Annotated in this window: 26 protein-coding genes, 2 tRNA genes, 1 other RNA gene and 1 pseudogene; 20 read left to right on the plus strand and 10 right to left on the minus strand. The window is 59.8% G+C overall.

The window, feature by feature from the left end:
- Nucleotides 1-282: 282 nt before the first annotated feature.
- The 3 genes from rpsA (at nt 283) to GT495_RS09105 (ending at nt 2,870) form a co-directional block, all read left to right on the plus strand.
- On the plus strand, nt 283-1,449 hold the full coding sequence (gene rpsA, locus GT495_RS09095) for a 30S ribosomal protein S1 (protein ID WP_022095232.1): 1,167 nt from the start codon (nt 283-285) through the stop codon (nt 1,447-1,449).
- Between the two features lie 342 nt (nt 1,450-1,791).
- An RNA gene (gene rnpB / locus GT495_RS09100) (RNase P RNA component class A) lies at nt 1,792-2,153 on the plus strand.
- Nucleotides 2,154-2,231: 78 nt separating this feature from the next.
- Nucleotides 2,232-2,870, plus strand: a complete 639-nt coding sequence (locus GT495_RS09105; RefSeq protein WP_192924197.1) for a YigZ family protein — start codon at nt 2,232-2,234, stop codon at nt 2,868-2,870.
- A 67-nt stretch (nt 2,871-2,937) separates the two neighbouring features.
- Here the strand turns inward: GT495_RS09105 and GT495_RS09110 are convergent, their stop codons facing one another.
- Nucleotides 2,938-3,384, minus strand: coding sequence for a C-GCAxxG-C-C family protein (locus GT495_RS09110; RefSeq protein WP_161162417.1), 447 nt, complete (start codon nt 3,382-3,384; stop codon nt 2,938-2,940).
- Nucleotides 3,385-3,613: 229 nt separating this feature from the next.
- Between GT495_RS09110 and GT495_RS09115 the strand changes: the two genes are divergently transcribed.
- The 4 genes from GT495_RS09115 to GT495_RS09130 all read left to right on the plus strand — a co-directional run bounded on the left by GT495_RS09115 (nt 3,614) and on the right by GT495_RS09130 (nt 7,545).
- A complete protein-coding gene (locus tag GT495_RS09115; protein ID WP_161162418.1) occupies nt 3,614-4,897 on the plus strand; it encodes an O-acetylhomoserine aminocarboxypropyltransferase/cysteine synthase family protein in 1,284 nt (427 codons plus the stop codon).
- 141 nt (nt 4,898-5,038) lie between these two features.
- The gene (locus GT495_RS09120) at nt 5,039-6,343 is read left to right on the plus strand and encodes an MFS transporter (RefSeq protein ID WP_161162419.1); all 1,305 of its coding nucleotides are present in this window, start codon (nt 5,039-5,041) and stop codon (nt 6,341-6,343) included.
- Between the two features lie 159 nt (nt 6,344-6,502).
- Entirely contained in the window at nt 6,503-7,081 is a 579-nt protein-coding gene (locus GT495_RS09125; RefSeq protein ID WP_156597329.1) for a xanthine phosphoribosyltransferase, read from the plus strand.
- Nucleotides 7,082-7,164: 83 nt separating this feature from the next.
- Nucleotides 7,165-7,545 carry a peptide chain release factor-like protein gene (locus tag GT495_RS09130; protein WP_370457639.1) on the plus strand — a complete coding sequence of 127 codons (381 nt, stop codon included), beginning with the start codon at nt 7,165-7,167 and terminating at the stop codon, nt 7,543-7,545.
- Between the two features lie 86 nt (nt 7,546-7,631).
- Here the strand turns inward: GT495_RS09130 and GT495_RS09135 are convergent, their stop codons facing one another.
- Complete coding sequence (locus GT495_RS09135; RefSeq protein WP_161162420.1) at nt 7,632-8,594, minus strand: diacylglycerol kinase family protein; 963 nt, start codon at nt 8,592-8,594, stop codon at nt 7,632-7,634.
- 87 nt (nt 8,595-8,681) lie between these two features.
- Nucleotides 8,682-10,103 (minus strand): chloride channel protein, encoded by a 1,422-nt coding sequence (locus GT495_RS09140; RefSeq protein ID WP_192924199.1) that lies wholly within the window; start codon nt 10,101-10,103, stop codon nt 8,682-8,684.
- A gap of 211 nt (nt 10,104-10,314) precedes the next feature.
- Between GT495_RS09140 and glp the strand changes: the two genes are divergently transcribed.
- From glp to GT495_RS09200, 12 genes are all read left to right on the plus strand, one after another.
- Entirely contained in the window at nt 10,315-11,577 is a 1,263-nt protein-coding gene (gene glp / locus GT495_RS09145) for a gephyrin-like molybdotransferase Glp (protein WP_161162421.1), read from the plus strand.
- A 10-nt stretch (nt 11,578-11,587) separates the two neighbouring features.
- Nucleotides 11,588-12,067: a molybdenum cofactor biosynthesis protein B gene (locus tag GT495_RS09150; RefSeq protein WP_161162422.1), complete on the plus strand. Its 480-nt coding sequence runs from the start codon at nt 11,588-11,590 to the stop codon at nt 12,065-12,067.
- 204 nt (nt 12,068-12,271) lie between these two features.
- Complete coding sequence (modA, locus tag GT495_RS09155; protein WP_161162423.1) at nt 12,272-13,147, plus strand: molybdate ABC transporter substrate-binding protein; 876 nt, start codon at nt 12,272-12,274, stop codon at nt 13,145-13,147.
- 68 nt (nt 13,148-13,215) lie between these two features.
- Entirely contained in the window at nt 13,216-14,658 is a 1,443-nt protein-coding gene (gene modB / locus GT495_RS09160; protein WP_370457640.1) for a molybdate ABC transporter permease subunit, read from the plus strand.
- A gap of 3 nt (nt 14,659-14,661) precedes the next feature.
- Complete coding sequence (locus GT495_RS09165; protein WP_161162424.1) at nt 14,662-15,732, plus strand: sulfate/molybdate ABC transporter ATP-binding protein; 1,071 nt, start codon at nt 14,662-14,664, stop codon at nt 15,730-15,732.
- Between the two features lie 240 nt (nt 15,733-15,972).
- Nucleotides 15,973-17,022, plus strand: a complete 1,050-nt coding sequence (gene selD, locus GT495_RS09170) for a selenide, water dikinase SelD (RefSeq protein WP_370457641.1) — start codon at nt 15,973-15,975, stop codon at nt 17,020-17,022.
- 58 nt (nt 17,023-17,080) lie between these two features.
- Nucleotides 17,081-17,707: a sulfurtransferase-like selenium metabolism protein YedF gene (gene yedF, locus GT495_RS09175; protein WP_161162426.1), complete on the plus strand. Its 627-nt coding sequence runs from the start codon at nt 17,081-17,083 to the stop codon at nt 17,705-17,707.
- A gap of 18 nt (nt 17,708-17,725) precedes the next feature.
- Nucleotides 17,726-17,977 carry a DUF3343 domain-containing protein gene (locus GT495_RS09180; RefSeq protein WP_161162427.1) on the plus strand — a complete coding sequence of 84 codons (252 nt, stop codon included), beginning with the start codon at nt 17,726-17,728 and terminating at the stop codon, nt 17,975-17,977.
- Complete coding sequence (locus tag GT495_RS09185) at nt 17,974-19,113, plus strand: aminotransferase class V-fold PLP-dependent enzyme (protein WP_161162428.1); 1,140 nt, start codon at nt 17,974-17,976, stop codon at nt 19,111-19,113. The genes GT495_RS09180 and GT495_RS09185 overlap by 4 nt, the downstream gene beginning before the upstream one ends.
- A gap of 68 nt (nt 19,114-19,181) precedes the next feature.
- Nucleotides 19,182-20,540 (plus strand): branched-chain amino acid transport system II carrier protein, encoded by a 1,359-nt coding sequence (gene brnQ, locus GT495_RS09190; protein WP_161162429.1) that lies wholly within the window; start codon nt 19,182-19,184, stop codon nt 20,538-20,540.
- Nucleotides 20,541-20,631: 91 nt separating this feature from the next.
- Nucleotides 20,632-20,708: transfer RNA gene (locus tag GT495_RS09195), tRNA-Pro, on the plus strand.
- 6 nt (nt 20,709-20,714) lie between these two features.
- Nucleotides 20,715-20,788 (plus strand) — tRNA-Gly (locus GT495_RS09200).
- A 210-nt stretch (nt 20,789-20,998) separates the two neighbouring features.
- On the opposite strand, the gene GT495_RS09205 is transcribed toward GT495_RS09200, so the two are convergent.
- From GT495_RS09205 to GT495_RS11170, 4 genes and pseudogenes are all read right to left on the minus strand, one after another.
- Nucleotides 20,999-21,550, minus strand: a complete 552-nt coding sequence (locus GT495_RS09205) for a hypothetical protein (protein ID WP_161162430.1) — start codon at nt 21,548-21,550, stop codon at nt 20,999-21,001.
- Nucleotides 21,551-21,676: 126 nt separating this feature from the next.
- Entirely contained in the window at nt 21,677-21,892 is a 216-nt protein-coding gene (locus tag GT495_RS09210; RefSeq protein ID WP_161162431.1) for a type II toxin-antitoxin system RelB/DinJ family antitoxin, read from the minus strand.
- Nucleotides 21,889-22,332, minus strand: a pseudogene (locus tag GT495_RS10675) (hypothetical protein); the annotation flags it as partial. The pseudogene GT495_RS10675 and the gene GT495_RS09210, both read right to left, overlap by 4 nt.
- Complete coding sequence (locus tag GT495_RS11170) at nt 22,226-22,996, minus strand: IS1595 family transposase (protein WP_161162432.1); 771 nt, start codon at nt 22,994-22,996, stop codon at nt 22,226-22,228. The pseudogene GT495_RS10675 and the gene GT495_RS11170, both read right to left, overlap by 107 nt.
- A gap of 680 nt (nt 22,997-23,676) precedes the next feature.
- Here GT495_RS11170 and GT495_RS09225 point away from each other — a divergent pair.
- Nucleotides 23,677-24,327, plus strand: coding sequence for a hypothetical protein (locus GT495_RS09225; RefSeq protein WP_161162433.1), 651 nt, complete (start codon nt 23,677-23,679; stop codon nt 24,325-24,327).
- Nucleotides 24,328-24,741: 414 nt separating this feature from the next.
- Here GT495_RS09225 and GT495_RS09230 read toward each other — a convergent pair whose 3' ends face one another.
- From GT495_RS09230 to GT495_RS09240, 3 genes are all read right to left on the minus strand, one after another.
- A complete protein-coding gene (locus tag GT495_RS09230) occupies nt 24,742-25,170 on the minus strand; it encodes a hypothetical protein (RefSeq protein ID WP_156597290.1) in 429 nt (142 codons plus the stop codon).
- 6 nt (nt 25,171-25,176) lie between these two features.
- Entirely contained in the window at nt 25,177-25,830 is a 654-nt protein-coding gene (locus GT495_RS09235) for a hypothetical protein (RefSeq protein ID WP_161162434.1), read from the minus strand.
- Nucleotides 25,831-26,018: 188 nt separating this feature from the next.
- Complete coding sequence (locus tag GT495_RS09240; protein ID WP_161162435.1) at nt 26,019-26,423, minus strand: hypothetical protein; 405 nt, start codon at nt 26,421-26,423, stop codon at nt 26,019-26,021.
- Nucleotides 26,424-26,772 lie beyond the last annotated feature (349 nt).

A 26,772-nucleotide genomic window follows, 5' to 3' on the forward strand; every position in this document is an offset into this window, starting at 1 on the left:
AGGTATCGGGTTCCCACATTCATCCGCACATGTGCGGATGAATGTGGGAGGTGTTCGGATAAAGTTGATAATCAAGGATTACGAAAAAAGTTTCCACACGAGTAAAAAAACGCAGTTCACGCTTGAAATCGAACTCATTTCCCCGTAACCTATACGAACGTGATTGCATAAGCGTCACATTAGTATCTGTCGGCTCCCGAGTGTTCCTAAACGTTGTGTGCTTGTCGCACCCTTCTGTAGGTCCTAGCAATCGGGGCCCCGTAGTTCGAAAGGGGTCCACCTTTGAGTGAGATTCAGAACTCGTCCATTTTCTCTCTTGACGATGTCAACGAGGAGGAGATGAACAACCTCATCGACGGTACGATTACCGACTTTGATGAGGGCGATCTCGTTAACGGCACTGTCGTTAAGATCGAGCATGACGAGGTGCTCGTTGACATCGGATTCAAGTCCGAGGGCGTTATCCCGGTCCGCGAGCTGTCCATCCGCAAGGACGCTAACCCTGCAGACATCGTTGCACTCGGTGATCCCATCGAGGCTCTGGTTCTCCAGAAGGAGGACAAGGACGGTCGTCTGGTCCTGTCCAAGAAGCGTGCCGAGTACGAGCGTGCTTGGAACCGCATCGAGGAGAAGTTCAACTCCGGCGAGAACGTCGAGGGCGAGGTTATCGAGGTTGTCAAGGGCGGCCTGATTCTCGACATCGGCCTGCGTGGCTTCCTGCCCGCTTCCCTCGTCGACCTCCGTCGTGTCAAGGACCTCACCTCCTACATGGGCACCCGCATCGAGGCTCGCGTCATCGAGATGGACCGCAACCGCAACAACGTCGTCCTCTCCCGTCGCGTCGTGCTCGAGGAGTCCCGTAAGGCCGAGCGTTCCGAGATTCTGTCCAAGCTCAAGTCTGGCATGCGTCTCCAGGGCACCGTTTCCTCCATTGTCGACTTCGGCGCCTTCGTCGACCTCGGCGGTATCGACGGCCTCATCCACATCTCCGAGCTCTCCTGGAACCACGTCAACCATCCTTCCGAGGTTGTCAAGGTCGGCCAGGAGGTCGAGGTCGAGGTTCTCGACGTCGATCTCAACCGCGAGCGCATCTCCCTGGGTCTCAAGCAGACCACCGAGGATCCGTGGCGCGCACTGGTCAAGAAGTACCCCGTTGGCGCTATCGTCGAGGGCACTGTGACCAAGCTTGTCCCGTTCGGCGCTTTCGTCGACCTGGGCGAGGGCATCGAGGGTCTGGTGCACATCTCCGAGATGGCCAACAAGCACGTCGACCAGCCTTCTCAGGTCACCCATGTGGGCGACAAGGTTCAGGTCAAGGTCATGGAGATCGACCTCGACCGTCGTCGTATCTCTCTGTCCATGAAGTCTGCTGCTGAGACTCTGGGCGTCGAGATCGAGGTTACCCCGCTGCCTTCCGAGAAGAAGGACGAGGAGACCGACGCCGAGTAAATCGGTTTGACGATCACTTGTTTTAAGGGATCCGTTCGCAATGGACGGGTCCCTTTTTGCATTTGGCGCCGAGATGCACGATGGTGCCCGTGCACAATGCTGCCCGGGTTGTTCACAGGCTATTGGGTTGTCGGTGCATGAAAAACGCCGACATCCCGCCTCGGGGAGGAGGCGGGAACGCACCGAGTAGACGGAGGGGCGCGGAGCGCGGTCGTGTCTCGACTGACGACGTTGCCCATCGACAACCCTATTGTACTGCACGGCGTGGTTCTTGGTTTATCGTGTCGAACGCTTGTGTTGTGCCATTGCCCGCGGCAACGGTGTGCTACACTCTTGCACTGCTGAGTGGGCCAGACGGTCGCGCGATGTGCTGCTTGCAGCACGCGTGAGGAAAGTCCGGGCTCCAGAGGGCGGGATGCCGGCTAACGGCCGGGCGGAGTGATCCGACGGAAAGCGCCGCAGAAAAGAAGACTCCCACCTGCGCCGCAAGGCGTAAAGGGAAAAGCTGAAACGGTGGTGTAAGAGACCACCAGCGTCGTGGCAACACGGCGGCTTGGCAAGCCCCATCCGGAGCAAGCGCGAATAGGAACGCTATGGGCCGGCCCGGTCCGCGTTCGGGTAGCGTGCGTGGAGCTGCACGGTAACGTGCAGACAAGATAAATGATCGTTCACGACAGAACCCGGCTTATCGGCCCACTTGGCATTTTTGTTACCCTGACAATCGGTACACCCTTTGCCGTATTATTAAGGCTGTTTATTGCTTGGCTTGTGTTTGAGGGGCTTTGTTGGACAGCTATTATACTCTGCAATCGAATATTGAGGCTACGGGTGAGTTTGTCGATCGCAAGAGTCGGTTTATTGCCCAGCTGGTCCATATTGAGTCCGAGGATGAGGCGAATGCCTTTATCGAGATGGTTCGCAAGCGCCATTACGACGCTCGGCATAATGTTCCTGCGTGGATTTTGGTCGATGGGCGCGAGCGCCAGAGCGATGACGGTGAGCCGAGCCGCACGAGCGGTATGCCGACGCTCGAGGTGCTGCGCGGCGCGAGGCTCAAAAATGTTTGCTGCGTGGTGACGCGCTATTTTGGTGGCACGCTGTTGGGGCCTGGTGGCTTGGTGCGCGCTTATACCGCGGCGACGCAGGCGGCGGTGGCCGCAGCTCAGGAGGCCGGTCAGATCGTCGAGATGACGAGTGTCGTGCCGGTTGACGTGCATGTGGCCTATCCGCAGTATGAGCAAGTGCTTCGTTTGGCGCAGGATTCGGGTGCCAAGGTCTTGGATACCGATTACGCGGATGCTGTGACGATTCATTTAGTGTTTAAAGCGGGGGAGCAGGAGCCGTTTTGCGCTAAGATGCGCGAGCTTATGGCGGGGCGCGAGGAGATCGAGGTCGGCGCTCCCGAATTTGCCGAGTTCTAACGGCGACGGCCGGCGTGCTTTTGGATGGATCCCAAGCGCGCCGGCCGTCGTTTTCTGTTGCTGCCGTTTACTCAGCGAGCTGCTTTAGCGCATCGCAGGCGATTTCGACGGCATCGTCGATGCAGCCGGGGCAGCTGCGGAGCGGACCCTTATCCGATCCGATACCCTTGAGCGTGCCGCAGACGGTCGTCGTGTTCTTCGTTTTAAAACGCATGGCGATTTCGCGCGACAGCTTGTAGGTCAGGCCCTTGGTCTTGGGGTTTTCCATGCCGTCGCTCATTACAAAGCCCATGATGGCCACGGCGCCCGAGATGGCGCCGCAGGTTTCGGTCATGCCGCCCATGCCGGCGCCAAAGCCCTCGGTGAGGGTAAAGGCGACCTGGGGGTCGAGTCCGACGGCGGGCGCGAGCGTGCAGGCGACGGCCTGGGCGCAGTTAAAGCCACGGGCGTGGTATTCGGCAGCTTGAGCCTGACAGGCGGTGATGTCGAGCTGGGCCGTATCGATTTGCTTCATCGTTGTCTCCTTGGTCACGGTGTACCCGCCTATGGTACCCGTGACGGTGCATGTAATCATCGAGAGCTTCATGTATGCCTCATTTTATCTATCGAGCAAATGCCTAAGGCTTGATATAAATACCCCTGATTCATTTGTCCCATAACCTACCTTTGGGATGGGTTGAGAGGGGTGCAGGGTAGCGGTATCGTGAACCGAATAGAACAAAACCCAAGTAAGGGAGATAGATATGAGCGATCAGACCATCGGTACAACGTGTGTCCAGGGCGGTTATCGCCCGGGTGATGCAGAGCCGCGCCAGGTGCCTATCTACCAGTCAACCACGTGGAAGTACGACACGTCGGAGCACATGGGCAAGCTGTTCGACCTGGAGGAGTCGGGCTACTTCTATAGCCGTCTGCAGAATCCCACGTGCGACCTGGTTGCTGCCAAGATCTGCGAGATGGAGGGCGGTACCGCTGCGATGCTCACGAGCTCGGGCATGGCCGCGAACTTCCTCGCGATCTTTAACGTTGCCGGTGCCGGCGATCACGTGGTCGCGAGCTCTGCCATCTATGGCGGCACGTACAACTTGCTTGCCCATACCATGGGTCGCATGGGCTTGACCTGCACGTTCGTTGCCCCCGACTGCACCGATGAGGAGCTCGAGGCAGCCTTTGAGCCCAACACTAAGCTCGTCTTTGGCGAGACGATCGCCAACCCCGCCCTCGCCGTACTCGACATAGAGCGTTTTGCCAAGGCCGCGCATGACCATGGCGTGCCGCTGATGGTCGACAACACCTTCCCGACGCCCGTGATGTGCCGTCCCTTTGAGTGGGGCGCCGATATCGTTACGCACTCCACCACCAAGTACATGGATGGACATGCTGCCTACCTGGGCGGCGTTATCGTCGACCACGGCCAGTTTGACTGGATGGCCCATGCGGACAAGTTCCCGGGTCTCACCATGCCCGACGAGAGCTACCACGGCGTGACCTATGCCGAGAGGTTCGGTCGCGAGGGTGCCTTCATTACCAAGGCCACCGCGCAGCTCATGCGCGATCTTGGCCCCATGCAGAACCCGCAAGCAGCGTTTTTCCTGAATAGCTCGCTCGAGAGCCTGCATGTGCGCATGCCGCGTCATTGCGAGAACGGTCTGTCCGTTGCTAAGTTCCTGCAGAGCCATCCCAAGGTGCGATTCGTGAGCTATCCGGGCCTGGAGGGCGACAAGTACTATGACATGGCTCAGAAGTACATGCCCAACGGTACCTGCGGCGTTGTGAGCTTTGGCTTTAACGGTGGTCGTGCGGCGGCCGAGACCTTTATGAAGAGCCTCAAGCTCGCTCAGATCGCTACGCACGTGGCCGACGCCCGCACGTGCTGTCTGCATCCCGCTAATGCCACGCATCGCCAGATGAACGATGAAGAGCTTATCGCTTGCGGCATCTCCGCCGACATGGTGCGCCTGTCGTGCGGTCTCGAAGACACGGCCGATCTGATTGCCGACCTTGAGCAGGCGCTCGAGCAGTGCTAGGCTAGCGTTCGCACAGGGCGCCGATCCTGGCAGATAGCTTCGGCGACCTTTCGTTCCGATTCCGTAGGCGGGACCCCAATCGTGACTGTTTGCAGGCGATCGGGGCCCCGTTTTTGCGTTGCGCCACTCGAAAGGATGGATATGGAGAAAACCGCAGAGCAGCTGCGTCGTGAGCACATTGCGCTTGAGGGCGACACCCATGGCAAGAACAAATGGGCGATTCTGTTTACGGTACTCATCATGACGTTTATGGTGTGTCTTGATTCGACCGTCGTGACCGTGGCGCTGCCCGTGATGCAAAAGGAGTTGGGCGTAGGCCTCGACCTCATCCAGCTGGTGAGCTCGGTGTACCTGCTTGCGACGTGCGTGGCTATGCTGCCGTTTGGCCGCTTGGGTGACGTGCGCGGTAAGGTGGGCGTATTCCAGCTGGGCGTCATCGTCTTTACGGCCGGCTCGCTGCTGTGCGGCCTTTCGGCCTCGCTCGAAGTTCTTATTCTGGCACGCATTGTGCAGGGCGTCGGTTGCGCGGCGGCCATGGCCAACAACATGGGTATCATCACCGAGTCGTTTCCGGCGCGCGAGCGCGGTCGTGCCATGGGTATTCTTGCGACTTTCGTGGCTCTCGGCATGATGTGTGGCCCCGTGCTCGGCGGCATGCTGGTGGCAAGCTTTCCCTGGGAGAGCATCTTCCTCATCAATCTGCCCATTGGCGTCATCTCGTTTATCGTGGGGCTCTACACGCTGCCGCATGTTAAGCCGGAGGCCGGTGAGCGCCCCATGTCCCTGATTGAGGCCGCTCGTCGCTGCTTTGCAAATCCGGCCTTCACTATCAACCTTGCCTGCATGCTCATCGTGTTCGTTGGCATTGGCGCATCCGAGTTTATCCTGCCGTTCTATTTTCAGGACGCCCATGGCTTTGGTTCCGACATCTCCGGACTACTCTTTTTGGCGCTGCCGATGGTGAATGCCTTTATCGGCCCGCTTTCGGGTACGGTTTCGGACCGAGTTGGCTGCGAGGGCCCCACGGCGGTCGGCCTGGGCGTGTACGTGTGCGGCCTCTTTGCGGTAAGCACGCTCGACGAGCGCTCTTCTATCCCTGTAATCGTGTGCTGCGTCGCATTTATGTCGTGCGGTACGTCGATTTTTCAGAGCCCCAATAACTCGCTGTACATGGGCTCGGCTCCGCGCGAAGCACTTGGCTTTGCGGGCAGCCTGGGTAGCCTGGCGCGCTATGCTGGCATGGCACTCGGCATTACGGTGGCGTCGAATATCCTGTATGGGCAGATGAGCGTGGCGATGGGCGAGGCCGTGACCAGCTTTGTTGCCGGCCGTCCGGATGTGTTCCTGTTCGGCTTTCGCTCGGTGTTCTACGTGCTCATGGCTGTGGCCGCTGTGGGCTTTGCGCTCGCCATGGTGCGTTTGGTGAAGATGCGCGCCCGCCATTAACTTGTGGGGGCAGGCTTGCCACGAATCGGGCTTATCTACTGGTCTTGCGGCTTTATGGTGCGCAGGGGCTTGTGGGGCGGGCGGGGGTCGGTCCGTGGTAGACTATCGAGCAACGTTTATTAATCGCGCGGTATCGTTGCCGCGAGAAGGGGTTGCGCCATGCAGGAGCTTGAGGATCGTATTCGCCGTGACGGCATCGTAAAGGCCGGTAACGTCCTTAAGGTTGATGCCTTCCTCAACCACCAGTGCGACGTTGAGCTGTTCGACCACATGGGCGCTGAGTGGGCCCGTCTGTTCAAGGATGTCGAGATCAACAAGATCCTGACGATTGAGGCTTCGGGCATTGGCATGGCTTGCATAGCGGCTCAGCATTTTGGCGGCGTGCCGGTGGTCTTTGCCAAGAAGGCGCAGTCCATCAACCTTGACGGCGAACAGTATGCCACGACCATCTACTCCTTTACCAAGCAGAAGGAGTACCCGGTCATCGTGGGCAAGCGTTTCCTGTCCGAGCGCGACAAGATTCTGATCATCGACGACTTTTTGGCCAACGGCTGCGCGCTCGAGGGTCTTATCAAGATCTGCGAGGCTGCGGGTGCCGAGGTGTCCGGTATTGGCATTGCCGTGGAGAAGGGTTTCCAGGGCGGTGGCGATAAGCTCCGCGAGCGCGGCTTCCGCGTTGAGAGCCTGGCCCGCATCACCGATATGGACTGTGAGAACGGCGAGATCACCTTCGCCTAAGCGCGCAACACAAGCGATTGGTATGCGATGTGACAAAGGGACAGTCCCTTTGTCACATTTTTTGTATGAGGGGAGGTGTTGATATGGATGAGAACACGATGGGATGGCGCGAGTATGCGCGCTATGCCGAGATGTCGGTCGAGGAGTTGGCGCGCGATTGCGAGGTGCAGGTGTTTCGCGCGACGGGTCCGGGTGGACAGGGCGTGAACACGACGGACTCGGCGGTACGCATGAGACATATCCCTTCGGGGATTACCGTGACGGCGCGCGAGAGCCGCAGTCAGTTCCAAAACCGTAGCAGCTGCCTGCGTAAGCTGCGCGCCGAGCTTGAGCGTCGCGGGCGTCCACCGCGCCGACGCGTTAAGACCAAGGTGCCTCAGCGCTCTCGCCAGCGCAGGCTCAATGACAAGCACTTCAACGCCATTAAAAAGGCCAACCGTCGCAAGCCGGGCAGCGACGAATAGCTTCCTCATAAGTTGCGGTGAAATAGGGACTATTTTTCGGCTTTAGCTGCATAAACAGTCCCTATTTCACCGCAACTCAGGTGGGGTTAGCGGTTTGGGTGCCAGACGTGGAGGGCTCCTGCGAGGATGTCCACCTCGATGCGCGAGGCGACGATGGGCTCGCCGTCGGCCTGGATGGGGTAGTCTGGCTTCTCAAAGGTGAGCTCGGCGTGGCGGCAGCGGCGCATACGAACCGGCGGCAGCCTGGTATGGTGGCCGTCCTTGGCCGAAAGAAACATAGGCAGGGCGACCGCGCGAGGGATGGGGCCGCAGGCGTAGCAGACGTCGAGGATGCCGTCGCAGGGGTCGGCATCGGGGCAGATGCGATAGCCCGAGCCGTACGTGGGGCCCAGCTGGATGGCCATAATAATCGCGCGTACGCGTTCGGCGGGCGCGCCATCAAAGCTGATGGTCATGGGGTAGTTGCGATAGCGCAGACCAAACTGCTCAAGTCCCGAGAGGGTGTAGAGCGGAGCTCCCGTCAAGCCGGTCTTTTCGCGCAGCTCGGTGGTGCCCAGGCCGATGGCGGCATCGATACCGACGGAGAGCGTCTGGTCGTAGTACTCGACGATCGCCTCGCCGCTACCGCTTGCGGGGTTCCATGAGCGAATGCGTCCGACATCCTGGTGCTGCAGCTCGCAGGTGAGCAGCGCGCCAAAATCTTTGCCGGAGAAATCGTCGATACCGAGGGTCTGGGCAAAATCATTGCCGGAGCCTACGGGCAGGACGGCAAGCGCCGGTCGAACCGCCTCTTCTTGCGCCATCAAGCCATTGACGACCTCGTGGATCACGCCGTCGCCGCCGAGTGCGATAATCGTGCGGTAGCCCTGGGCCTGTGCCGCAAGTACCTTGGCATGTCCCATGCGCTCGGTCAGCACCAGGTCAAACTGGGATGCGCGCGCGGTCATATCCAAAAAGCGCTGCAGGCGCTCGGCAACCTCGTGCGCGGCGCCCGACTGGGCGGCAGGATTGGCGATGATGAGCGTGCGACCAAAATCAGTTGCGTGCATGGGGCGACTCCCGGCGTATGACGTGACGGTGCGGTCGCGCTCAGGTCAAAGTGCCCCCGATTGTGGCTGCACGGCGAATACTAACGTCTACTCTATCAGGTCGTTGTGCCGCTCGATAGCCTCTGCCACCGTGTGGCCCTCGTCCACAATAAGCGAACGGCGTTTAGGCGAGACAATACGCTGCGCGGGATATACGCCGCGGTGGCCGCCGACGAGATAGCTGATAAACGAAACGATGACAAAGAAGCCCGCGGCCGTTCCATGGAACAGGTCGATGGCCATCATACAGGTGGTGATGGGCACGTTGAGGCCGGCGCAGAACACACCGAGCATGCCGAGGGCCGCCACAAAGCTCGGGTCGAGCCCGGTAAGGCATCCGATCCAGCCACCGAGTGCCGCACCGATGCCAAACAGGGGCGTGACCTCGCCGCCTTGGAAGCCGGCGCCCAGGGTGAGCGCCGTCACCACGAGCTTGATGGCTGCGTCGGCAAGGGTCGTGTTACCGGCGAACCCGGCGCCCGAGAGCCAGGTGGCAAGGCCGGCATACTTCCAGGCGTCAAGCATCGCGTAGGCCGCGAGCACCACGAGCGCGCCCACGAGCGCGCGAACGAGGTAATTGGTGATAAAGCGACCGTACAGGTTTTTGACGGTTCGAACCGACCAGGCAAAGAGGCGCGCGGTGAGACCGAAGATAATGGCGCTGATAACAACGATGGCAACCGTCCGCGGCGTCATGTCGGGGACGCTGGCGATAACATTCGCCTCATACTCGGTACCTAGGGCGAGTGATGTAAAGTAGCCGGTAAACGAGGCGACCAGGCAGTAGATGCCCGCTGTGTAGTCGATCTTGCCGATAAAGCACATCTCCATGCCAAAGAAAGCTCCGGCAAGGGGCGAGCCGAATACGGCGCCAAAGGCCGACGAGATGCCGGCGAGCATGAGGTCGTGGTGGTCATGCTTTTTGAGGTGGGCGAGGTTCGAGATGTTGCTGGCGATGGTGCCGCCAATCTGCACCGCGGCTCCCTCGCGACCGGCCGATCCGCCCGTTAGGTGCGTGAGCGTGGAGCAGACGAAGGTGAGGACGGCCATGCGCATATGGATGAGGCGTGTTCCCAGGGCGGAGTCAATGACCAGGTTGTTGCCACGCTTGGCGGCGAGACCGTGGTTCTTGTAGACCCACGCGGTGGCCATGCCCACGATGGGGAGCAGGGCGAACACCCACGCATGGTGCTCGCGATAATCGGTCGCGATATTCAGCGAGGCCAAAAACGCCCAAGCGGCAACGCCCATGGCGAGTGAGACGATAACTACGAGCGCGAGCAGCTTGGCGCTTGCGAGCATGTTGCGGGCATTGCGGCGCGTGTCGGCAGCCAAGAGCTGTTCGGAGCGGGTAAGTTGATGCCTACCTGCCGTGATGACGTCGTTCAGGGAGAAAAAGCCGCCGTCGTCGAACGGTTGGGAATGATCCTGCGCCTCGTTTGCGCTTTCGGGTTTGTCGGTAAAAGCCATACGTTCCTCTTTTAGGTTGCAACGCAAGCATTATAGAACGTGTCAAACGTGACAAATCGGCAGGTTGGTTTTGTTTCTGTTTCGCGGCTTGCGGCCGACAGATGTATTCGAGAACGTGGGCCATGTCGCCGTCGTGCAGCGGGGGATTATACTGAGATAAACATAAATGAATCGGCGCCCGTGATGTGCGCCGCGGATTAAAGAGGTACATGTGGCAGAGGAACTCATGCTGCTGGAGGACGCCCGAGCGATTGTCCTTTCGCAGGTGCAAATGACGGAAGTTGTCGAGATTCCCGTATGGCAGGCCGCCGGTCTTCCCGTGGCCGAGGACGCGGTGGCCGATATCGACATCTCGCCGTTTGCCAACAGCGCTATGGACGGATACGCCGTGCGCTCGGCGGACTTGGCGCAGGCATCTGGCGAGGCGCCGGTGACGCTCGACGTTATCGGACACGAGGCCGCGGGCCATGTGTTTAAGGGCACCATCGGCGCGGGCGAGACGGTCCGCATCATGACGGGCGCGCCGGTACCCGCGGGCGCGGATGCCGTGGTGAAGTATGAGATCGTCGAGGTGCTCGACGGCGACGGCAACGAGGGCTCGCACGTGAGCTTCTCGGCGCCTGCTAAAGTGGGGGAGAACGTTCGCTCTGCCGCCGAGGAGGCCCATGCCGGCGACGTCGTGATGCGCGCCGGCGAGGTTGTGGCCCCGGCCGGCGCCGGCCTGCTGGCGAGCGCCGGGTATGCGAGCGTGAAGGTGCACGCCGCCCCGCGCGTGGGTATTATATCGCTGGGGACGGAGCTGGTCGCGCCGAGTGAGCTGCCGGCGCGCGGACAGATTCGCGATTCCAACTCCTCGGCGTTAATGGCCGAGGCGCTCGATGCCGGGGCAGACCCGGTGTTCTTTGGCATCGCTCCCGATGATGAGCAGGCGATTGCCGAGCTTGTGCATCGCGCCACGCGAGAGTGCGATTTTGTCATTACGAGTGGTGGCGCCTCGGCGGGCGATTACGACTACGTGACGGCGCTCGTCCGGCACGAGGGCGAGGTGCTGTTCGATCGCATTTCGATGCGTCCGGGCAAGGCCATCACGTTTGGCCTGCTCGGGGGTAAGCCCTACCTGGGGCTTTCAGGCAATCCGGCCGCGGCGTATGTAGGCTTTGAGATGCTTGCCCGCCCGGCGATTCGCAAGATGCGCGGCTTTGCCGATGGCGTGCGTCCCGTGCAGCAGGCGACGCTCACGCACGGCGTGAAAAAGCGACAGCATCGCCGTTTTTTCGATCGCGCCACGGTTTTGCGCGACCCCGAGACCGGTGAGCTGTTGGTGACCGAGGCCAAGACGCAGAATTCGGCGCTGCTCGGCACGATGCAACGGGCCAACTGCCTGCTGCGTATTGACGAAGGACCGTGTGACCTTGCGGCGGGCGACGTCGTGGATGTCGTGCGTGTCGACCTGCCTGAGGGCACGGTGCTATAGGAGGAATGGTATGGAGTTGAAGATTTCGATCGTGACGTGCTCGGATACGCGTGATCTTGCCCAGGACGAGGCGGGTGCTGCGCTCGAGGAACTCATCGTGGCGCAGGGCTGGACGGTCGCCTCACATGTGGTCGTGCGTGACGACGTCAGTGAGATCGGTGATGCCATTGCGGAAGGCGCTGATGAGTGCCACGCCAATGTCGTGCTCACCTGCGGCGGCACGGGTCTTTCGATGCGCGACGTGACACCTGAGGCGACGCGTGCCGTCTGCGACCGCGATGTGCCGGGCATTGCCGAGGCAATTCGTGCCTACTCCATGACCAAGACGCGCCGCGCCATGCTCTCGCGCGCCGTGTGCATGCAGCGTGGGTATACGCTTGTCATCAATTTTCCGGGATCCACGAAAGCGGCCCGCGAAAGCTGGGAGGCCGTGAGCGATCAGCTGGAGCATGCGGCCCAAATGACGGCGGGCGGCGGGCACGCCAAATAAGCGCACTACCTGCGGCGGAGTGACCTTATGGGCTGCTCCGCTTTTTTACGCAGCGACAGTGCAGGCCGTTTCGTGGTTATCGGTAAAAGAAAAGTCCCATGTGAGAGTTATTTATCACAAACATTATTCTCAAGTAAGTATAATCTAATAACAGAATAAAGCCCGCGGTGGGGTGCCCGGGCACAAGGTCCGAAAGGGTTGAACATGTTCAATATGGTTTCTCGCCGCGGATTCGTCTCGCTTTCTGCTGTCGCCGCTGCCGGCCTTGGCCTTACCGGCTGCTCCGGCAATGAGACGTCTGAGCCGGCTGGTTCCGATGCCGGCTCCGCCAAGTCTTCCTCTAAGAAGAAGACTGTCGAGCTTCAGGTCTTTGCTGCCAACTCGCTCGAGAAGGCTCTGCCCGAGGTTCAGGAGCTCTACACCGACCAGACCGGCACCACCTTTGCCGACACGCAGTTTAAGGCCTCCGGCGACCTCGTCGAACAGATGCGCGCCGGCGCCACGGTCGATGTGCTCATTACCGCTTCCAAGGGCACCATGGATGACGCTGAGACCGCCGAGCTCGTCGACACCGACACCCGTGAGGATATGTTCGTCAACGACCTCGTGATCATTCGCGCTGAGGGCTCCGACACCAAGATCGAGGCCATCGCCGACGTCGCGAATCTGGACGGCAAGATCGCCATCGGCGACGCCAAGACCGTCCCAGCCGGCAAGTACGCCAACCAGGCGCTGGCTTCCGTGGGCCTCTACACCGGCACCGAGGGCGACGACGGCGAGTATGCTCCCCAGATCGCCGACAAGGTAGCGCTGGCCGACAAAGTTGGCACCGCCGCCGCCTATGTGTCCACAGGCGACTGCGTGGCCGGTTTTGTCTACAGCTCCGATATCTTCCGCTACGACGGCATCGAGGAGGCCTTCGTGTGCCCCGAGGATTCGCACAAACCCATCGTGTACCCGGGTGCCGTTGCCGAGGGCTCCGAGCATGCCGACGAGGCCAAGGCCTTTATCGACTTCTGTCTGACCAACAAGAAGGCTCAGAAGATTTGGGCTAAGTACGGCTTCGAGCTTTCCGAGTAGTGCGGCTTGGCGCGATAATTCCATCGTTTTGTGTTTCACTCCGTTCTTGTTTTCGCTTGGAGCTTTTCGTGCTTAATCGATTCCGCATGCTTGTCGCCTGTGCTTTGACCTTCGCGCTTTGCTGGGTGCCGGGATTTGCGTTTGCTGGGGGCGCTGAGGACGGGGCCCAGGTTGCTGCGACCGCTCATGGGCTTTCCTATGGGATTGAGGGTTTTGAGCGGTTGGCCAAGGGGACCGCTCGTGCCATGGAGGGTCAGCCTGAGGGCTACCGGTTTCCCATTGACGAGGACGTGGACCTTGTAGTGGCGCCTGCTGCCGATCGCGTTGTGATGTGGATATCGCCCAAGGCGGTCGAGAAGTATGGATTGGATCCGCAGGATAACGAGTGCGTATCGGGTCTCAAGGCCCTCGTCTGTAAGCTCGACAGCGCAAACTGCATGGGAGGCGCGCAGCTAGGGGACATTGATCTTCCTTGGTATGTCACGACGGAAACAACGTTTGATGCCGGTGGGTATACCTATGACTTTGACGAGCACGGTGCGGATGGGGACCGCTATGTGGTGATTGCATCAGCCTCGGGTGATGCCAAGGGCGGCGCGCGTTGGCTTGATAGCGCTCACATGGTAGAAGCATCGTCTGTCGTGTTGCGGGATGAACAGGGGCCCTTGACCTCTCTGGCCTCCTTTTTGGGCGACATCGACTATCGCCCGTTTTGGGTGTCCATTAAAACGAGCGGCCTTGCCCTGGTGATTGCCTTTGCGCTGGGCCTGTTCGCCGCGTGGAAGACTATGGGTATCTCGAGTCGCATCAAGGGCCTACTCGATTCGGTCTTTACCATTCCCATGGTGCTGCCGCCCACGGTCTGCGGCTTTTTGTTGCTTATGCTGTTTGGCCGCTCGACCGGGGTGGGCCAATGGCTTATCGCGCACGGCGTCTCGATCGTCTTTACGTGGCCGGCGGCGGTGATATCTGCTGTGGTGGTGTCGTTTCCCCTGGTCTACCGCACGGCACTCGGTGCTTTTGAGAGCCTTGACACACAGATGCTCGACGCCGCGCGAACCCTGGGATGGTCCGAACGTCGCATCTTTGCCAAGCTCATGATGCCGCTCGGCTGGCCCTCCATCGCTGCCGGCACGGTGCTCGCCTTCGCGCGTGCCATGGGCGAGTTTGGCTGCACCCTGTTCTTTGCGGGCAACTACGCCGGCATTACCCAGACCATCCCCATCGCCATCTACTTTGAGTGGATGGGCGGCAACACGTCGGTGGCGCTCTTTTGGGTCATCGCCGTGATTGTGTTTAGTTTCCTAGTTATCCTGTTCATCAACATGTACACCGCTCATTCGCAAAAGTATCGCGAGCGGGGCCTTTCCCGTGCGGAGCGCAAACAGGCCAACGATCTCGCCGGACAGGGCGATTCGCTCGACCCGGCGGGCGGCGATGCCTTGCGTATCGATCGCGAGGCGTTGGCCGAGCTCATGCGCGATGATGCCGCTTTGCAGGGAGGTCGATAAGCCATGTCGCTCGTTCTGGATATCAAAAAGCGCTACCCCGGGTTTATGCTCGACATGCGGCTTGAGGCCGGCGAGGAGCGTGTGGCACTGCTTGGCGCCTCGGGTTGCGGAAAGAGCTGTACGCTGCGCTGCATCGCCGGCGTGGAGACGCCCGACGAGGGCAAGATCGTCGTCAACGGCGTGACCTTTTTTGACTCGGCGGCGGGCATCAACCTGTCCCCTCAGAAGCGAAAATGCGCCCTGCTGTTCCAAAACTATCAGCTGTTTCCCAACATGACGGTGGCCGATAACGTATGCGCCGGTGTAAAGGACGTGGGCGACGCCGCCGCGCGCAAAAAGCTCGCTGAGCGCTATCTGGGCATTTTCGGTCTGGCCGATTTTGCCGACCGCTATCCCGCGCGACTCTCGGGAGGTCAGCAACAACGCGTGGCGCTGGCCCGCATGGTGGCGGCGCATCCGGGCATTTTTATGTTCGACGAGCCCATGAGCGCGCTCGATTCCTATCTTAAGAGCGCGCTCGAACAGAACATGCTCGACCTGTTCGATGTGTGCAACCGCACCGTGCTCTATGTGAGCCACGACATCGACGAAGCGTGCCGCCTGTGCCAGCGCATCTGCGTGATGCACGACGGGCATGTTGAGGAGATCGGCTCCGTCGAGGACGTGGTCCGCCGGCCGCAAACCTTGGCGGCGCTGCGCCTAACGGGCTGCAAGAACACGAGCCGGGCGCGCAAGATTGGGCCCCAGGAGGTCGAGGCCCTCGACTGGGGCATGACCTTTAACGTGGGTCGCGAGGTTCCCGATAATGTGGCGTACCTGGGCGTTCGCGCAAGCTACTTCCATGTTGACAATCGCGCTGAGCGGGGTCGCAACAGCTATGATTTGCACGTGGCCCGTGTGAGCGATTCACGCTTTGAGCGGCTGGTGCTGCTGGACGTGCCGCGCGTCGATGCGCCCACACGCCTGCAGTGGAAGGTCAACAAAGTGGGCATGCCTGTCGACGAGCTGCCGCAAGCAGGCGAGACGCTGTGCATGCATTTTGATGCCAACAGGATCCATTTGGTCTGTCGATAGCGCCGGGTAATGCCGTGGTTGGCTTGGTATCGACATAGGCTCGACGGCCGCGAAGGCCGCGGTGGTGAAAACGGATGGCACCATTGCGTGGACCTGCGTCATGCCGACGGGCTGCTCGTCGGTCGATGCGGCCACATGAGCCCAGGTACTCATGTAGGGGGTGGCGTCATTCGCCGGCCTTTCCCGGCGCCGCCATGCGTATACTGGGAGAAAATGATTGACCGATGAGGGGAGGTATCGATGGCTGACGATCAGATGAAGCTCACGTCTATGACTGCCGCGAGCGGTTGAGCCGCTAAGTTGGCTCCCGGAGCCCTCGCCCAGGTCTTGGGCGACTTACCCAATGTGCATAACGACAACCTGCTCGTGGGGTTCGATACCTCCGACGATGCGAGTGTCTTTCGTGTTGGCGAAAACCTGGGCCTCGTGCAGTCCATCGACTTCTTTCCACCGATGGTCGACGACCCGTTCCTGTTTGGCCAGATCGCGGCGGCAAACTCGCTGTCGGACATCTACGCCATGGGTGGACGACCGAGCCATGCTATGAACCTGCTGTGCATTCCCAATTGCCTGGGCGTTGAGGTTGCCGGGCAGATTTTGGCGGGTGGCGCCGACAAGTGCGTCGAGGCCGGCTGCACCATCGCGGGCGGCCACACTATCAACGACGACGAGCCCAAGTACGGCCTGTCCGTGAGCGGCTTTGTCGCGCTCGATCGTATGCTCGCCAACAGCGGCGCGCGCGTGGGCGATGCGTTACTGCTGACCAAGGCGGTTGGCTCGGGCATCATCACCACGGCCATTAAGGGCGAGCTCATCGAGCAGGACGAGGCCGCAGCTATGTTTGACTCGATGTGTGCCCTCAATGAGGCGCCGATTCGTCTGGCCGAGGGACTTGAGCTTCACGGCTGCACCGATGTCACGGGCTTTGGCCTGATCGGGCACGCGTGCGAGTTGGCCGAGGGATCGGGCGTGCAGGTTGAGCTTGCGTCGGGGGCGGTGCCGCTCTTTGACCAGGTACTCGACATGGCACGTCTGGGCATTATTCCCGCGGGCGCCTACCGCAACCAGGATTTCTTTGGCCCGCGCGTGACGGTTGACGATGACCTGGAGCCGGGCATGTTGGACGCGCTGTACGATCCGCAGACGTCTGGTGGCCTGCTTATCGCGGCATCCGCTGCCGATGTGGAAGAGCTTGCGCGCCGTCTGTATGCCGAAGGACGTATCGCCGCCGTCGTCGGTCACGTGTGCGAGCGGGTGCCAGGCGGTCCTGCCGTTCGCGTTGTGCGCTAACTACACGTTTATGTAACTGTTTGCCGTTCTAGAGCGGTTCTTTTGAAAGGATGTAGCTATGTCTACCAAAATTGAGGTCAATGCCATGGGCGATGCCTGCCCGCTGCCCGTCGTCAAGACGCTCAAAGCCCTGAAGCGGCTTGATGGCGAGGGTGCCGTCGTGACCACGGTCGATAACGAGACCGCCGTCAAGAACATCTCCAAGATGGCGCAGGAGAAGGGCTGCACGGCCTCGGTCGAGAAGGTTTCTGACGCCGAGTGGCACGTGACCGTGGCGACCGCTGGCGCCGTGGCCGTGGCCGATCCCGAGCAGGATGGCGCTGACTTCTGTGATGCCAGCGCCGGCAAGGGCGAGCTCGTCATTTCCGTCTACACCGACTGCATGGGTCGCGGCGACGACGGGCTGGGCCACAAACTCATGAAGGCCTTCATCTTTGCCGTGACACAGCAGGATGAGCTGCCCGCGACCATGCTGTTCTATAACGGCGGCGCCAAGCTCACCGTCGAGGGCTCACCGGTACTCGACGACCTGAAGGGTCTGGCCGAGCAGGGCGTCGAGATTCTCACCTGCGGCACCTGCCTCGATCACTTTGGCATTAAGGACCAGCTCGCGGTGGGCGAGGTCACGAACATGTACGTGATCGTGGAGAAGATGGAGCAGGCCGCGCGCGTCGTGCGTCCGTAGCGCCTGGGTGGGATTGCCATGAGAGAAAAGCGCCCTGCGCTTGTCATCACGTTTCCTACCACGGCGGCCGCCATGGGGTGCGAGACCCTGTGCATCGAGCGCGGGCTTCCCGGGCGCACAATTCCCGTGCCCGGGGAGGTTGCTGCCGGCTGCGGCTTGGCGTGGAAGGCACTGCCTTCGGATGAGGACCTGCTGCGCGGCGAGCTTACCGCGGCGGACGTTCCTACTGAGGGCTATACCGTGATCGACATGTGGGAGGTCGTGCGATGATCTACCTGGATAACGCGGCGACGACCATCTCTAAGCCGCAGGCGGTGATCGATGCCGTGGCGCAGGCGATGTGCTCGCTCGGCAATGCCGGACGCGGCGCGACGTCGGGTGCGCTCGACGCGGCGCGTACGATTCACGCTTGCCGTGCCAAGCTCTCGCGCCTTTTGGGTTGCCCGAGGGCGGACCATGTGTGCTTTACGCCCAATTCCACGGTGGCGCTCAACACGGCGATTAACGGCGTGGTGCATCCCGGCGACCGCGTGGTCACGACGGTGCTCGAGCACAACTCCGTGCTGCGTCCGCTCAACCGCTTGGCGGTAGAGCGGGGTGTGACCGTTGAGCATGCGGGCTGTGACGCGAACGGCGTGCTCGACTACGACGAGCTCGCGCGGCTAGTCACGCCGGGCACGCGTGCCGTGGTGGTGACGCACGCCTCTAATGTGACCGGCAACGCGGTCGACATCGCGCGCGTAGCCGCCATGGCCCATGAGGCCGGCGCGATCGTGATCGTCGATGCCTCGCAGTCTGCCGGCACAGCGCATATCGATATGCGCGCCATGGGGCTTGACGTCGTGTGCTTTACTGGACATAAGGGGCTTATGGGCCCGCAGGGCACCGGCGGCCTGGCTGTAGCCGAGGGCATCGATGTGGCTCCTTGGGCCATGGGCGGCACGGGTGTGCACAGCTTTGATGAGCTGCAGCCGCTTGAGTGGCCCACGCGCCTGGAGGCGGGCACGCTCAACGGCCATGGCATCGCGGGCCTTTCCGCTGGTCTCGACTTTATCGAGGCCCGGGGTGGGATCGAGGCGATTGCTGCCCACGAGCGTGCGCTCGCTGGTCGCTTCCTTGCCGGCGTGCGCGAGATTCCGGGGATTACGCTCTACGGTGCCTTTGACCAGCCGACGCGCTCGGCGATCGTGTCGCTCAATGTGGGCGATATCGACTCTGCCGAGATCTCGGATGCGCTCATGCAAGGGTGGGGGATTGCGACGCGCCCCGGCGCCCATTGCGCTCCGCTCATGCACCGCGCGCTCGGGACCGAGCGCCAGGGCGTCGTCCGCTTCTCGTTTGGGTATTTCAACACGGACGAGGATGTCGACACCGCGATTGACGCTTTGCGCGATTTAGCCTGCTAGAGCGTATATACTTGCGGGACGGGTTTTTTGCCCGTCCCATTTTTTGTTTCGACCCGAAAGGTGTGCCTATGGCCTCATCTGCACCGCGCGGTCTGCGCTCCGACCATGTCGTTACCGTCGGCATCGCCCTGTTCTCGATGCTCTTTGGCGCCGGTAACCTCATAATTCCGCCGCTGCTGGCGCTGCAGGCAGGTTCTGCTACGCCGGTCGCTATGCTTGGTTTTCTCATCGCCGCCATCGGCCTGCCCGTCATGGGCTTTATTGCCGTGGCACTCGCCGGAACGGCGCGCGAGCTTGCTAGTCGCGTGCACCCCAAGTTTGGTGAGTTTTTTGTCGCGGCGGTCTATTTAGCAATCGGCCCGTGTCTGGCTATTCCGCGCACGAGCTCCACGGCCTTCGAGATGCTGGTGCCGCTGCTGCCCGAGGGTGTCTCACTCGGCACGGCTCGCCTGGTGTTTGCCGTCGGCTTCTTTGTCGTCGCGTTTGCGCTCACGCTGCGTCCGGGCGTCATCGCGCGCGTGCTCGGTCGCATTACGGGTCCGGCGCTTATCGCGCTCATCGTGCTGGTCGTGGGTGCTGCCGTGATCTCGCCGCTGGGTCCCGCTGCCGCGCCGCAGGCTCCCTACAATGCCGGTGCTGCCGTGCAGGGCTTTTTGACCGGCTACCAGACCATGGACCTGCTCGCGTCGCTCGCCTTTGGCATCATCATCGCCGAGACCATCCACGAGCTGGGCGTGACCGATGACAAGCGCGTGGCCTTTGAGATTTCGCGCTCGGGCGTGATCGCCGGTACGCTCATGGCCGTCATCTACTGCGGCTTGGCGCTTGCCGGCATGCAGCTCGGCACGGTTATGCCCGATGCCACCAACGGCGCCGCGATCCTTGCGCGTTCGGCCTCTATGCATTTTGGTCTTGCTGGCACGGTTGTGGTCTTCGCCATCTTCTTCCTAGCCTGCATGAACGTGTGCATCGGTCTGATTAGCTGCTGCTCGCGTTACTTCTGCGAGACGTATGTGGTTAAAGGGGGAGTGGAGGCTTCCGAGGAGGCCATGCGCCGCCCCTTCGCGATGCTCGCCTTTGTGTTCGCGGCGTTTTCGTGCGTGCTCTCCAACGTGGGCCTCGACGTGATCCTTATGTTCTCGGTGCCTATGCTCAACGCCTTGTATCCCGTTGCCATTGTGTTTGTGCTTATGGGCCTGGCGCACGGTTTTTGCGACGCGCATCCGCAGGTTTGGGTCTGGGTCGGCGGCGTTGTCGCGGTGCAGAGCGTAATCACTTCGGTCCGCGATGCGTTCTTTGCGGGCGCGTGGCTGCCGTTCGATGCGTTGCCGCTGGCAGATATCGGTGCTGCGTGGGCACCGATTGCCGTGGTGGCGTTTGTGATCGGTCTGGTTCATAGCCAGTTTGTCGCACATTCGAGGAGCTAGGGTTTCTGCGCTTGCACAGGCGGGGAGTCTCCCCTATAATTTCCTTCGCTTTGGGACACGCAAGGTTTAGACCTTAGCTGCTCAACACCTTCGGGACGTGGCGCAGTTTGGTAGCGCGCCTGCTTTGGGAGCAGGATGTCGCAGGTTCAAATCCTGTCGTCCCGACCATATCTTGCGGGCGTAGTTCAATGGTAGAACCCCAGCCTTCCAAGCTGATGACGCGGGTTCGATTCCCGTCGCCCGCTCCATAAGATAGTTAATGGCTCTGGTTTCTGTTGGGACCAGAGCCGTTTTCATATACATGCCAGGGACCCCACATCCCCATCGAAGTTGCGGTGAAATAGTTCCTGGATTAGCCGCAAAAGCTGTTATCCAAGAACTATTTCACCGCAACTTATTGAGGCTGAGCGGGCTGGATCGATGATGGGTTCTGTTGTCGAGAAGATGAGGACAGCCGGTCAGGAGTCTACGTAGGGTTTTGTGGTTGGTATACCGTAGCCGCGCATCATGGAGCCGAACGCTTTGGCGTCGTAGGTGTCTGAGAGCTTGAAATGAATGACGTTGTGGCCCACGGCACGCAGGTTCGCATCGCGCATGAGGGCAGCTCGATAGGTTTTTGCTGCAGTATGTTCCGGATCATTTTGGGTATCGTCCTCAAACTTGCCTAGTCCATGCAGCTCAGCCAGCATCCAAGAGCCGTTTGGCATCTGCCAACCGTAATCTGCCAAATAATAGCCGGCGTTTCCCGGTCGAGTGATTTCAACCTGAAGTTCGGGAGCGGCACCTCCCGCCAGAATCATTGCCGCCCGTGCTTCGGATTCTCCACCGTTATCCGATCTGTCATCCATGTGTTCAAAAACCTCAAATGCGCGCGCGATGCCGTGAAGTCCGCGGCAGTTCGCTTGTGCATACGCACGCAATTCTTTACGCTCGACACCGTACTCACGAGCCAGCCCGTCGACATAGCCTAGTGCATATCGAAAAGCGCTCGTTCGGGCGATGTCGACCACCGTGCGATATGGATCTGTTAACGTAGGGAGCAATCATAGGCGGCTTGGCCGCCGCATGAAAATCGAAGGCTCTGTTAGACCAAATTTGACACGATCGGCTGTTCGTCGAACCGGAAAATAATCGGGCTATCCCCGCCCATCGCGGTCCCCGCCCTCCCCGTCAGCCCTCCCCGCGGATCCCAGCCTGACGTCGAAGGGCAGGCCGCCCTCGCGGATCACCGCCCTGAGGAATATGTTCATGGCGCCCGACATGGAGAGCCCGAGCTCGTCGAGCACGGCCACGGCCTCCCTTTTGACCTCGGGGTCGATTCTTATCGTGGTGGCCGGGACGTTCGATGTCATTGCCGCTCCTTCCGCGGTCGCTGCTCCGTGGCCAACATTTTAGTTCGCTGGGCCGCCCGCCCGTCCCAGTAGTCCATGAGGGGAGGCTCGAGGCCGAACATGCCGCGGACGCGGGTCGAGCAGGAGCCGTTGGCGAGCTGGCGGGCGACCGTGGACTCTGCCGCGCGCGAGCCCGCCGCCATGAAGGTGCGGCACCAGCGGAACCAGTCGAGGTAGGCTCCCAAGTGCTTGGTGGACACTCCCTTGAAGCGGGCCATGAACGAGTCGAGGAGCGAATGGACGGTGTTGATGCGGTTGATGGTGCCCTCCGAGCGGTCCTTGGAATCATAGGACTCATGCGAGGCGACCTTCAGGTCGCGCAGCACGTCGATGTATGCGGCCGCCTTGTCCGTGGCGACTACCGCGCCCGCGCCGATACGGTCGCGGAGGGCCTCCGCCGCGCGCTTGCGCGAGACGACGCCGCGGCCCGAGACCTCGAAGAAGGCGGCGTCCGTTGTCGCTGACGCCCGTCATGACGCAGATCTGCTCGCGGGAGAGGCCGCGCCTGTGGACCTGCTTCCCGCGATGGCGTGCCTTTCTAGGCAGCGTGAAGGAACCCTTTGAATGGTTGCCCTTGAAGGACTCGGGGAAGTACGTCTCGTCGAGCTCGCAGGCCTGCCCCCGCCCCACATGGAACTCGGGCGGATATTCCTTCAGGCACTCGATGAGCCTGTGGCGCATGGTCCAGGCGGTCTTGAGGCAGACACCGCAGCGGCCGGCGCACTCGCGGAGGGGGAGCATGAGGGCGAAGCACTCCGCGTAGGCCATCCAGGTCTCGCGGGGCAGCCTGCTCGTGCCGAGCACCCGGCCGGTGGAGCCGGAGAAGGTCCTGCCGCGGCCGCGGCAGAGGTAGCGCCGGTCGCCGTTCCTGGACTTGCCCTTCTTGACGATAGCGACCGAGCCGCAACGGGGGCAGCGCTCTACCTCATAGCCATCTCCCGCCGCGTCATCGAACATGGCGGCGCGGACGACGTCCCCGACCAGCTCGACGGCTCTACGGCGCTCGGTCCTGCTGAGCTTCGCCAGGCTCTTCTTGAGGGTGATGACCAGGTTGTCTGCATCCATGGGCGCTCCTTCGACGTTAATTGAAGGGTAACGCCTCGCGGTGACATCGTTTTTATGTCAACCTTGGTCTAACAGAGCCAAATCGAATCGTTAATCCGAACCGTAATGCGATTCGCGGTACCTTTCGACAATCCAACAACGCTACGAGTCTCACCAAAGACTCTCCGCGTCATTGAAATGTCGAAAGCTGCCTCAACTTTTTCGCAAGCGTATCGAAAAACATTCGACAAAGTCGAAGGTTTGCGTCGCGGGCGCCACAAACCCGCTGCGCGGTGATGCAAACACTCGGCATCCCTCGCATTCGCATTACCGCTCCGCTCTCGCTACAGCGAATCTCTAACACTCAGCATCCTTCGCGTTAAAAATTCGCTTCCGCTCACGGTCTTCACGCAGTTACAACGCCGCGAGGCCTCTCGCTTGGAATGAGGCCTCTCATTCCACGTCTACACTGTGTTTCGCCCAATCACCGTTCCGGAGATTGCAAGATGTACGTAAATGGCCATAATTACATGCAAGCATGAACTATGGCCATTTACGATCTTGCTTTTCCCTCACACGGGAAAGAAGACAGACAAAGCTGAGTTTCGCTTTGTGCGCGAAGCGGTTTCGCCTCCGAGAAAAATTCGGCGGACTTTTCCAAATCTTGTTTCGGAGGCCACTCCGAAACTGAAGGGATAAAAATGAGACGAAGTGAGAAAGTCGAAGCGACGTTGACCGCTGAAGAAAAAGAAATTCTTCAGCGCCTCTGTGACGAAGCTGGTTGCACGGAAGCTGATCTAATCCGCTCCGTTTTGATTAGCCGTTCGATTTCTCTCGACGATCTTGAGACCGGAAAGAAAATCGAGCACGAGAAAAATAAAGCGCTGCACAACTGCAAGCGCAAACACGCTCCAAGAAAATCTGGCGAGTGCGGTGAAGCCATCGCCGAGGACGCCGAGAAACGTGACGTTTCGTTTCATGTGATGCTGACCGCTCCAGAAAAAATGGCGATCGAACAGCGGGCGGCAGTGCTTGGCGCCTCTGTAAGCGAGTTGGTCCGTCGCAGCGCGATCTACGGAAAGATTGAATCATTCAATTTCAATGTCGCGGAAGTTGAAAAACTCCATCATGAGTTATTGAAGGAAGGAACGAATCTCAATCAGCTGATGTATTTTGTGAACGCCCAAGGTCTTCCCGCGTACAACGAGAAAGCTGTTTTCCGCACGCTCGAAAAGGTTTACCAAAATGCTCGAAAGGTCAACCGGTTTATCGAGGAACTTGAAAAGCGTTATCACGTTGACTATGTTCCCCACGACTATCTGGCAGATGAACCAGACAACAGAAATCTTTAAGTCTTTAAGTCGGAACGCAACCGGATCAGTTTTGCAATTGAGTGCAATTACTCGTTTAGCTATAACTACTGAGTAAAAGCGAAAAGAGACGGCAGAAGAGATTGGCAGCCATTAAACAGAAAGCAGTCAGCTCGTACCCCGCCTCGCTAGCTTGGCCCTGCCCGAGTTTTCGGGGAGGTGGTCGCTATGTCCGAGCTCCGTCTTATGATCGTCGCTCTTCTTCTGGTGACCATTCTGGCCATTTTGGACTAGGGTAAAACCCGGCCTTTAAAGAACAAAGCCGTCCCGGGCAGGACGGCTTTGTTTCCTTGATTATCAATTTCATCCGGACACTTCCCGCATTCATCCGTGTGTGTACGGATGAATGCGGGGTTCGATACCCCGGCGGCCTGCCGATCAGGCCGCCGGGAACTCTCACTCCTCGATAAAAGCCGGCGCTCGGTTAGTCCTGCGCATCTTGAAATCGCCAGTTTCGTGGGAGACGTAGAGAATGCCGTCCATCCCATCTCGCGATGCATATGAAAGGTGAACAGAACCGCAATCCGCTCCATCATTGTCGAGAAGATCGAACGAATTCGGATCGCTCGTTGCGGCCAAACGACCACTCAGACAAGAGCCATCGTCATTACAGATTTGCCATTCCATGTCTTCGCCTGCAAGAATCGCCATAGACGTCCTGGTCGCGCCATCGTCGGCATACATCCCGTCTATGCCAAAACCGTTTTCAGCGCCATCAATAAACGATTGCTCGGACCTATACTTCGCGAATGATGCGCATAGTGCCATTGCAAGACCGATTACAAGGCCAACAATCGCTATCTTTGTATAGCTCTTGCCTATCATGTCATCCTACTTTTCGCTTGCCGAGAGCCATGCTGTAGAACGTGTTGGTGGCCGTCTTTGCGTAGACCCTGCGTACCCCGTTCTTCGTCTCATAGACGACGTAGGCTGAATCTTGTGGGTCACGTTCGCCGTCGCCTTGTAGAAGCCCGATCCGGAAATGTTGACCGCGTATCCCGTCACGCTGAGGGAGCGCTGTGCCTTCGGGATGGAAACGCTCACGCTGCCAACTCCTCCGGGAAGGGATACCGACACACTGACTGATCCGCCGCCGGAAGGTGATACGAAGATAGAGCCACCTCCCGATATCTGCACGCCGCCCGCCGGCTGTCCGGCGACGTCATGCCATCCAGTGCTCTTGTTTACCACGCTTCCGTATACCGTGTCGTAGGTCGGACGTCCCCCGGCTCGTGCGTCGCCATCGTAACCGGCAAGGGCTTGCTCGATGATTTGCGCAGCTTCTTCCTCCGCGCGTTCGCGGAGCATCGCGTCAAACTGGTTTTCAGTGAGGTCGGGGCGAACGAAGTAGTCGATCCGATTCTGATCAAGTGTTTGAAATTCCGCTGCTAACGCCCCTTTTGGCATCAGTAGGGAGATTCCTCCAACCGCCGCTGCGGCGATAGCGGCTCGCCTGGTGATCCCGGTTTCGACGATTTTCTTCATTGTGTCCTCCTAACGGACGTCTTGGATAGATAACATCTCCTTTCTCAAAATTGTCCCTGATAACGTGATGATTCCCCGCTCGTTCATATGCCTATTCTGATATGCGCGCCTTTTCTGCGAGCGGTATTATTCTGACGGCGAACGGGGATTCTTGCGGAATACCGGAAGACCGTAAACGGGCCGAGCTGTCATACGTCGCCCGACCGCCAGCGTCGGTATTCAACGAATTCGTACATATCGCGTCTGGTGGAACGCGGCAGCAGCACTTGCACCTTGTCGAGAAGCGAAAATGCAGAACCGATGCCATAGAGCAGTGCCGCCGTTGCTCCACAAAACACGGCATCCGGTTCAACGACCGCAATAGCGGATGCCAATTGAAAGATGCGATCTTCGACGCCGAGGTCATTCCAATACGCGGGATCAGCGTAGACATGGTTGTAGAGTCGAATAATCATCTCTTTTTGCATGAGCGCGTAGGCACAGCGTTCATCCCATTTTTTGGTGGCTACAAACAGATGCCCGCCATGATGGGCCTCGAATAACCGGAAGAACAGCTCTACCTGCGGTTTGGAACAGCGTTTATCATGACTCATTTTCGACCCCATGGTCTCGAGGGGGGAGGGAATGACACTACGCTATCCCATATTTGGTCCGCCAGACCTTGCCATGAACTGACCAAAAGCTTGACGGGGCAGGTCAGAGTCATGAGTCAGGGCCAAACATATCGGCAAACGGTTGATTAGTGCCCCTCGGCGGCCCTAAAAACCACCCTTACAGAAAGTTGCGGTGAAATAGTTCCTGAAAAGCTCGAATAGCCTAAATCCAGGAACTATTTCACCGCAACTTAGGAGGGGATGGGGCTGGGGGTGTTCCTATAGTTTTGTCAACTGGGAAATGCTCTCCGTGCGACAGAATCGCGGCATGCTGACGCCAAGCCATTAG

This window comes from Collinsella sp. BIOML-A6, assembly GCF_009875845.1.
Classification (GTDB): domain Bacteria; phylum Actinomycetota; class Coriobacteriia; order Coriobacteriales; family Coriobacteriaceae; genus Collinsella; species Collinsella aerofaciens_H.

What these genes read in the sequence shown, in the direction of transcription:
- GT495_RS09180 (WP_161162427.1), top strand. Translation starts at nt 17,726, where the DNA reads ATGAGAGAAAAGCGCCCTGCGCTTGTCATCACGTTTCCTACCACGGCG.
- yedF (WP_161162426.1), top strand. Translation starts at nt 17,081, where the DNA reads ATGTCTACCAAAATTGAGGTCAATGCCATGGGCGATGCCTGCCCGCTG.
- GT495_RS09135 (WP_161162420.1), bottom strand. Translation starts at nt 8,594, where the DNA reads ATGCACGCAACTGATTTTGGTCGCACGCTCATCATCGCCAATCCTGCC.
- GT495_RS09225 (WP_161162433.1), top strand. Translation starts at nt 23,677, where the DNA reads ATGAGACGAAGTGAGAAAGTCGAAGCGACGTTGACCGCTGAAGAAAAA.
- GT495_RS09150 (WP_161162422.1), top strand. Translation starts at nt 11,588, where the DNA reads ATGGAGTTGAAGATTTCGATCGTGACGTGCTCGGATACGCGTGATCTT.
- GT495_RS09130 (WP_370457639.1), top strand. Translation starts at nt 7,165, where the DNA reads ATGGATGAGAACACGATGGGATGGCGCGAGTATGCGCGCTATGCCGAG.
- GT495_RS09120 (WP_161162419.1), top strand. Translation starts at nt 5,039, where the DNA reads ATGGAGAAAACCGCAGAGCAGCTGCGTCGTGAGCACATTGCGCTTGAG.
- GT495_RS11170 (WP_161162432.1), bottom strand. Translation starts at nt 22,996, where the DNA reads ATGGATGCAGACAACCTGGTCATCACCCTCAAGAAGAGCCTGGCGAAG.
- GT495_RS09185 (WP_161162428.1), top strand. Translation starts at nt 17,974, where the DNA reads ATGATCTACCTGGATAACGCGGCGACGACCATCTCTAAGCCGCAGGCG.
- GT495_RS09240 (WP_161162435.1), bottom strand. Translation starts at nt 26,423, where the DNA reads ATGAGTCATGATAAACGCTGTTCCAAACCGCAGGTAGAGCTGTTCTTC.
- GT495_RS09165 (WP_161162424.1), top strand. Translation starts at nt 14,662, where the DNA reads ATGTCGCTCGTTCTGGATATCAAAAAGCGCTACCCCGGGTTTATGCTC.
- GT495_RS09110 (WP_161162417.1), bottom strand. Translation starts at nt 3,384, where the DNA reads ATGAAGCAAATCGATACGGCCCAGCTCGACATCACCGCCTGTCAGGCT.
- GT495_RS09235 (WP_161162434.1), bottom strand. Translation starts at nt 25,830, where the DNA reads ATGAAGAAAATCGTCGAAACCGGGATCACCAGGCGAGCCGCTATCGCC.
- GT495_RS09210 (WP_161162431.1), bottom strand. Translation starts at nt 21,892, where the DNA reads ATGACATCGAACGTCCCGGCCACCACGATAAGAATCGACCCCGAGGTC.
- brnQ (WP_161162429.1), top strand. Translation starts at nt 19,182, where the DNA reads ATGGCCTCATCTGCACCGCGCGGTCTGCGCTCCGACCATGTCGTTACC.
- GT495_RS09140 (WP_192924199.1), bottom strand. Translation starts at nt 10,103, where the DNA reads ATGGCTTTTACCGACAAACCCGAAAGCGCAAACGAGGCGCAGGATCAT.
- GT495_RS09115 (WP_161162418.1), top strand. Translation starts at nt 3,614, where the DNA reads ATGAGCGATCAGACCATCGGTACAACGTGTGTCCAGGGCGGTTATCGC.
- GT495_RS09125 (WP_156597329.1), top strand. Translation starts at nt 6,503, where the DNA reads ATGCAGGAGCTTGAGGATCGTATTCGCCGTGACGGCATCGTAAAGGCC.
- modA (WP_161162423.1), top strand. Translation starts at nt 12,272, where the DNA reads ATGTTCAATATGGTTTCTCGCCGCGGATTCGTCTCGCTTTCTGCTGTC.
- GT495_RS09230 (WP_156597290.1), bottom strand. Translation starts at nt 25,170, where the DNA reads ATGATAGGCAAGAGCTATACAAAGATAGCGATTGTTGGCCTTGTAATC.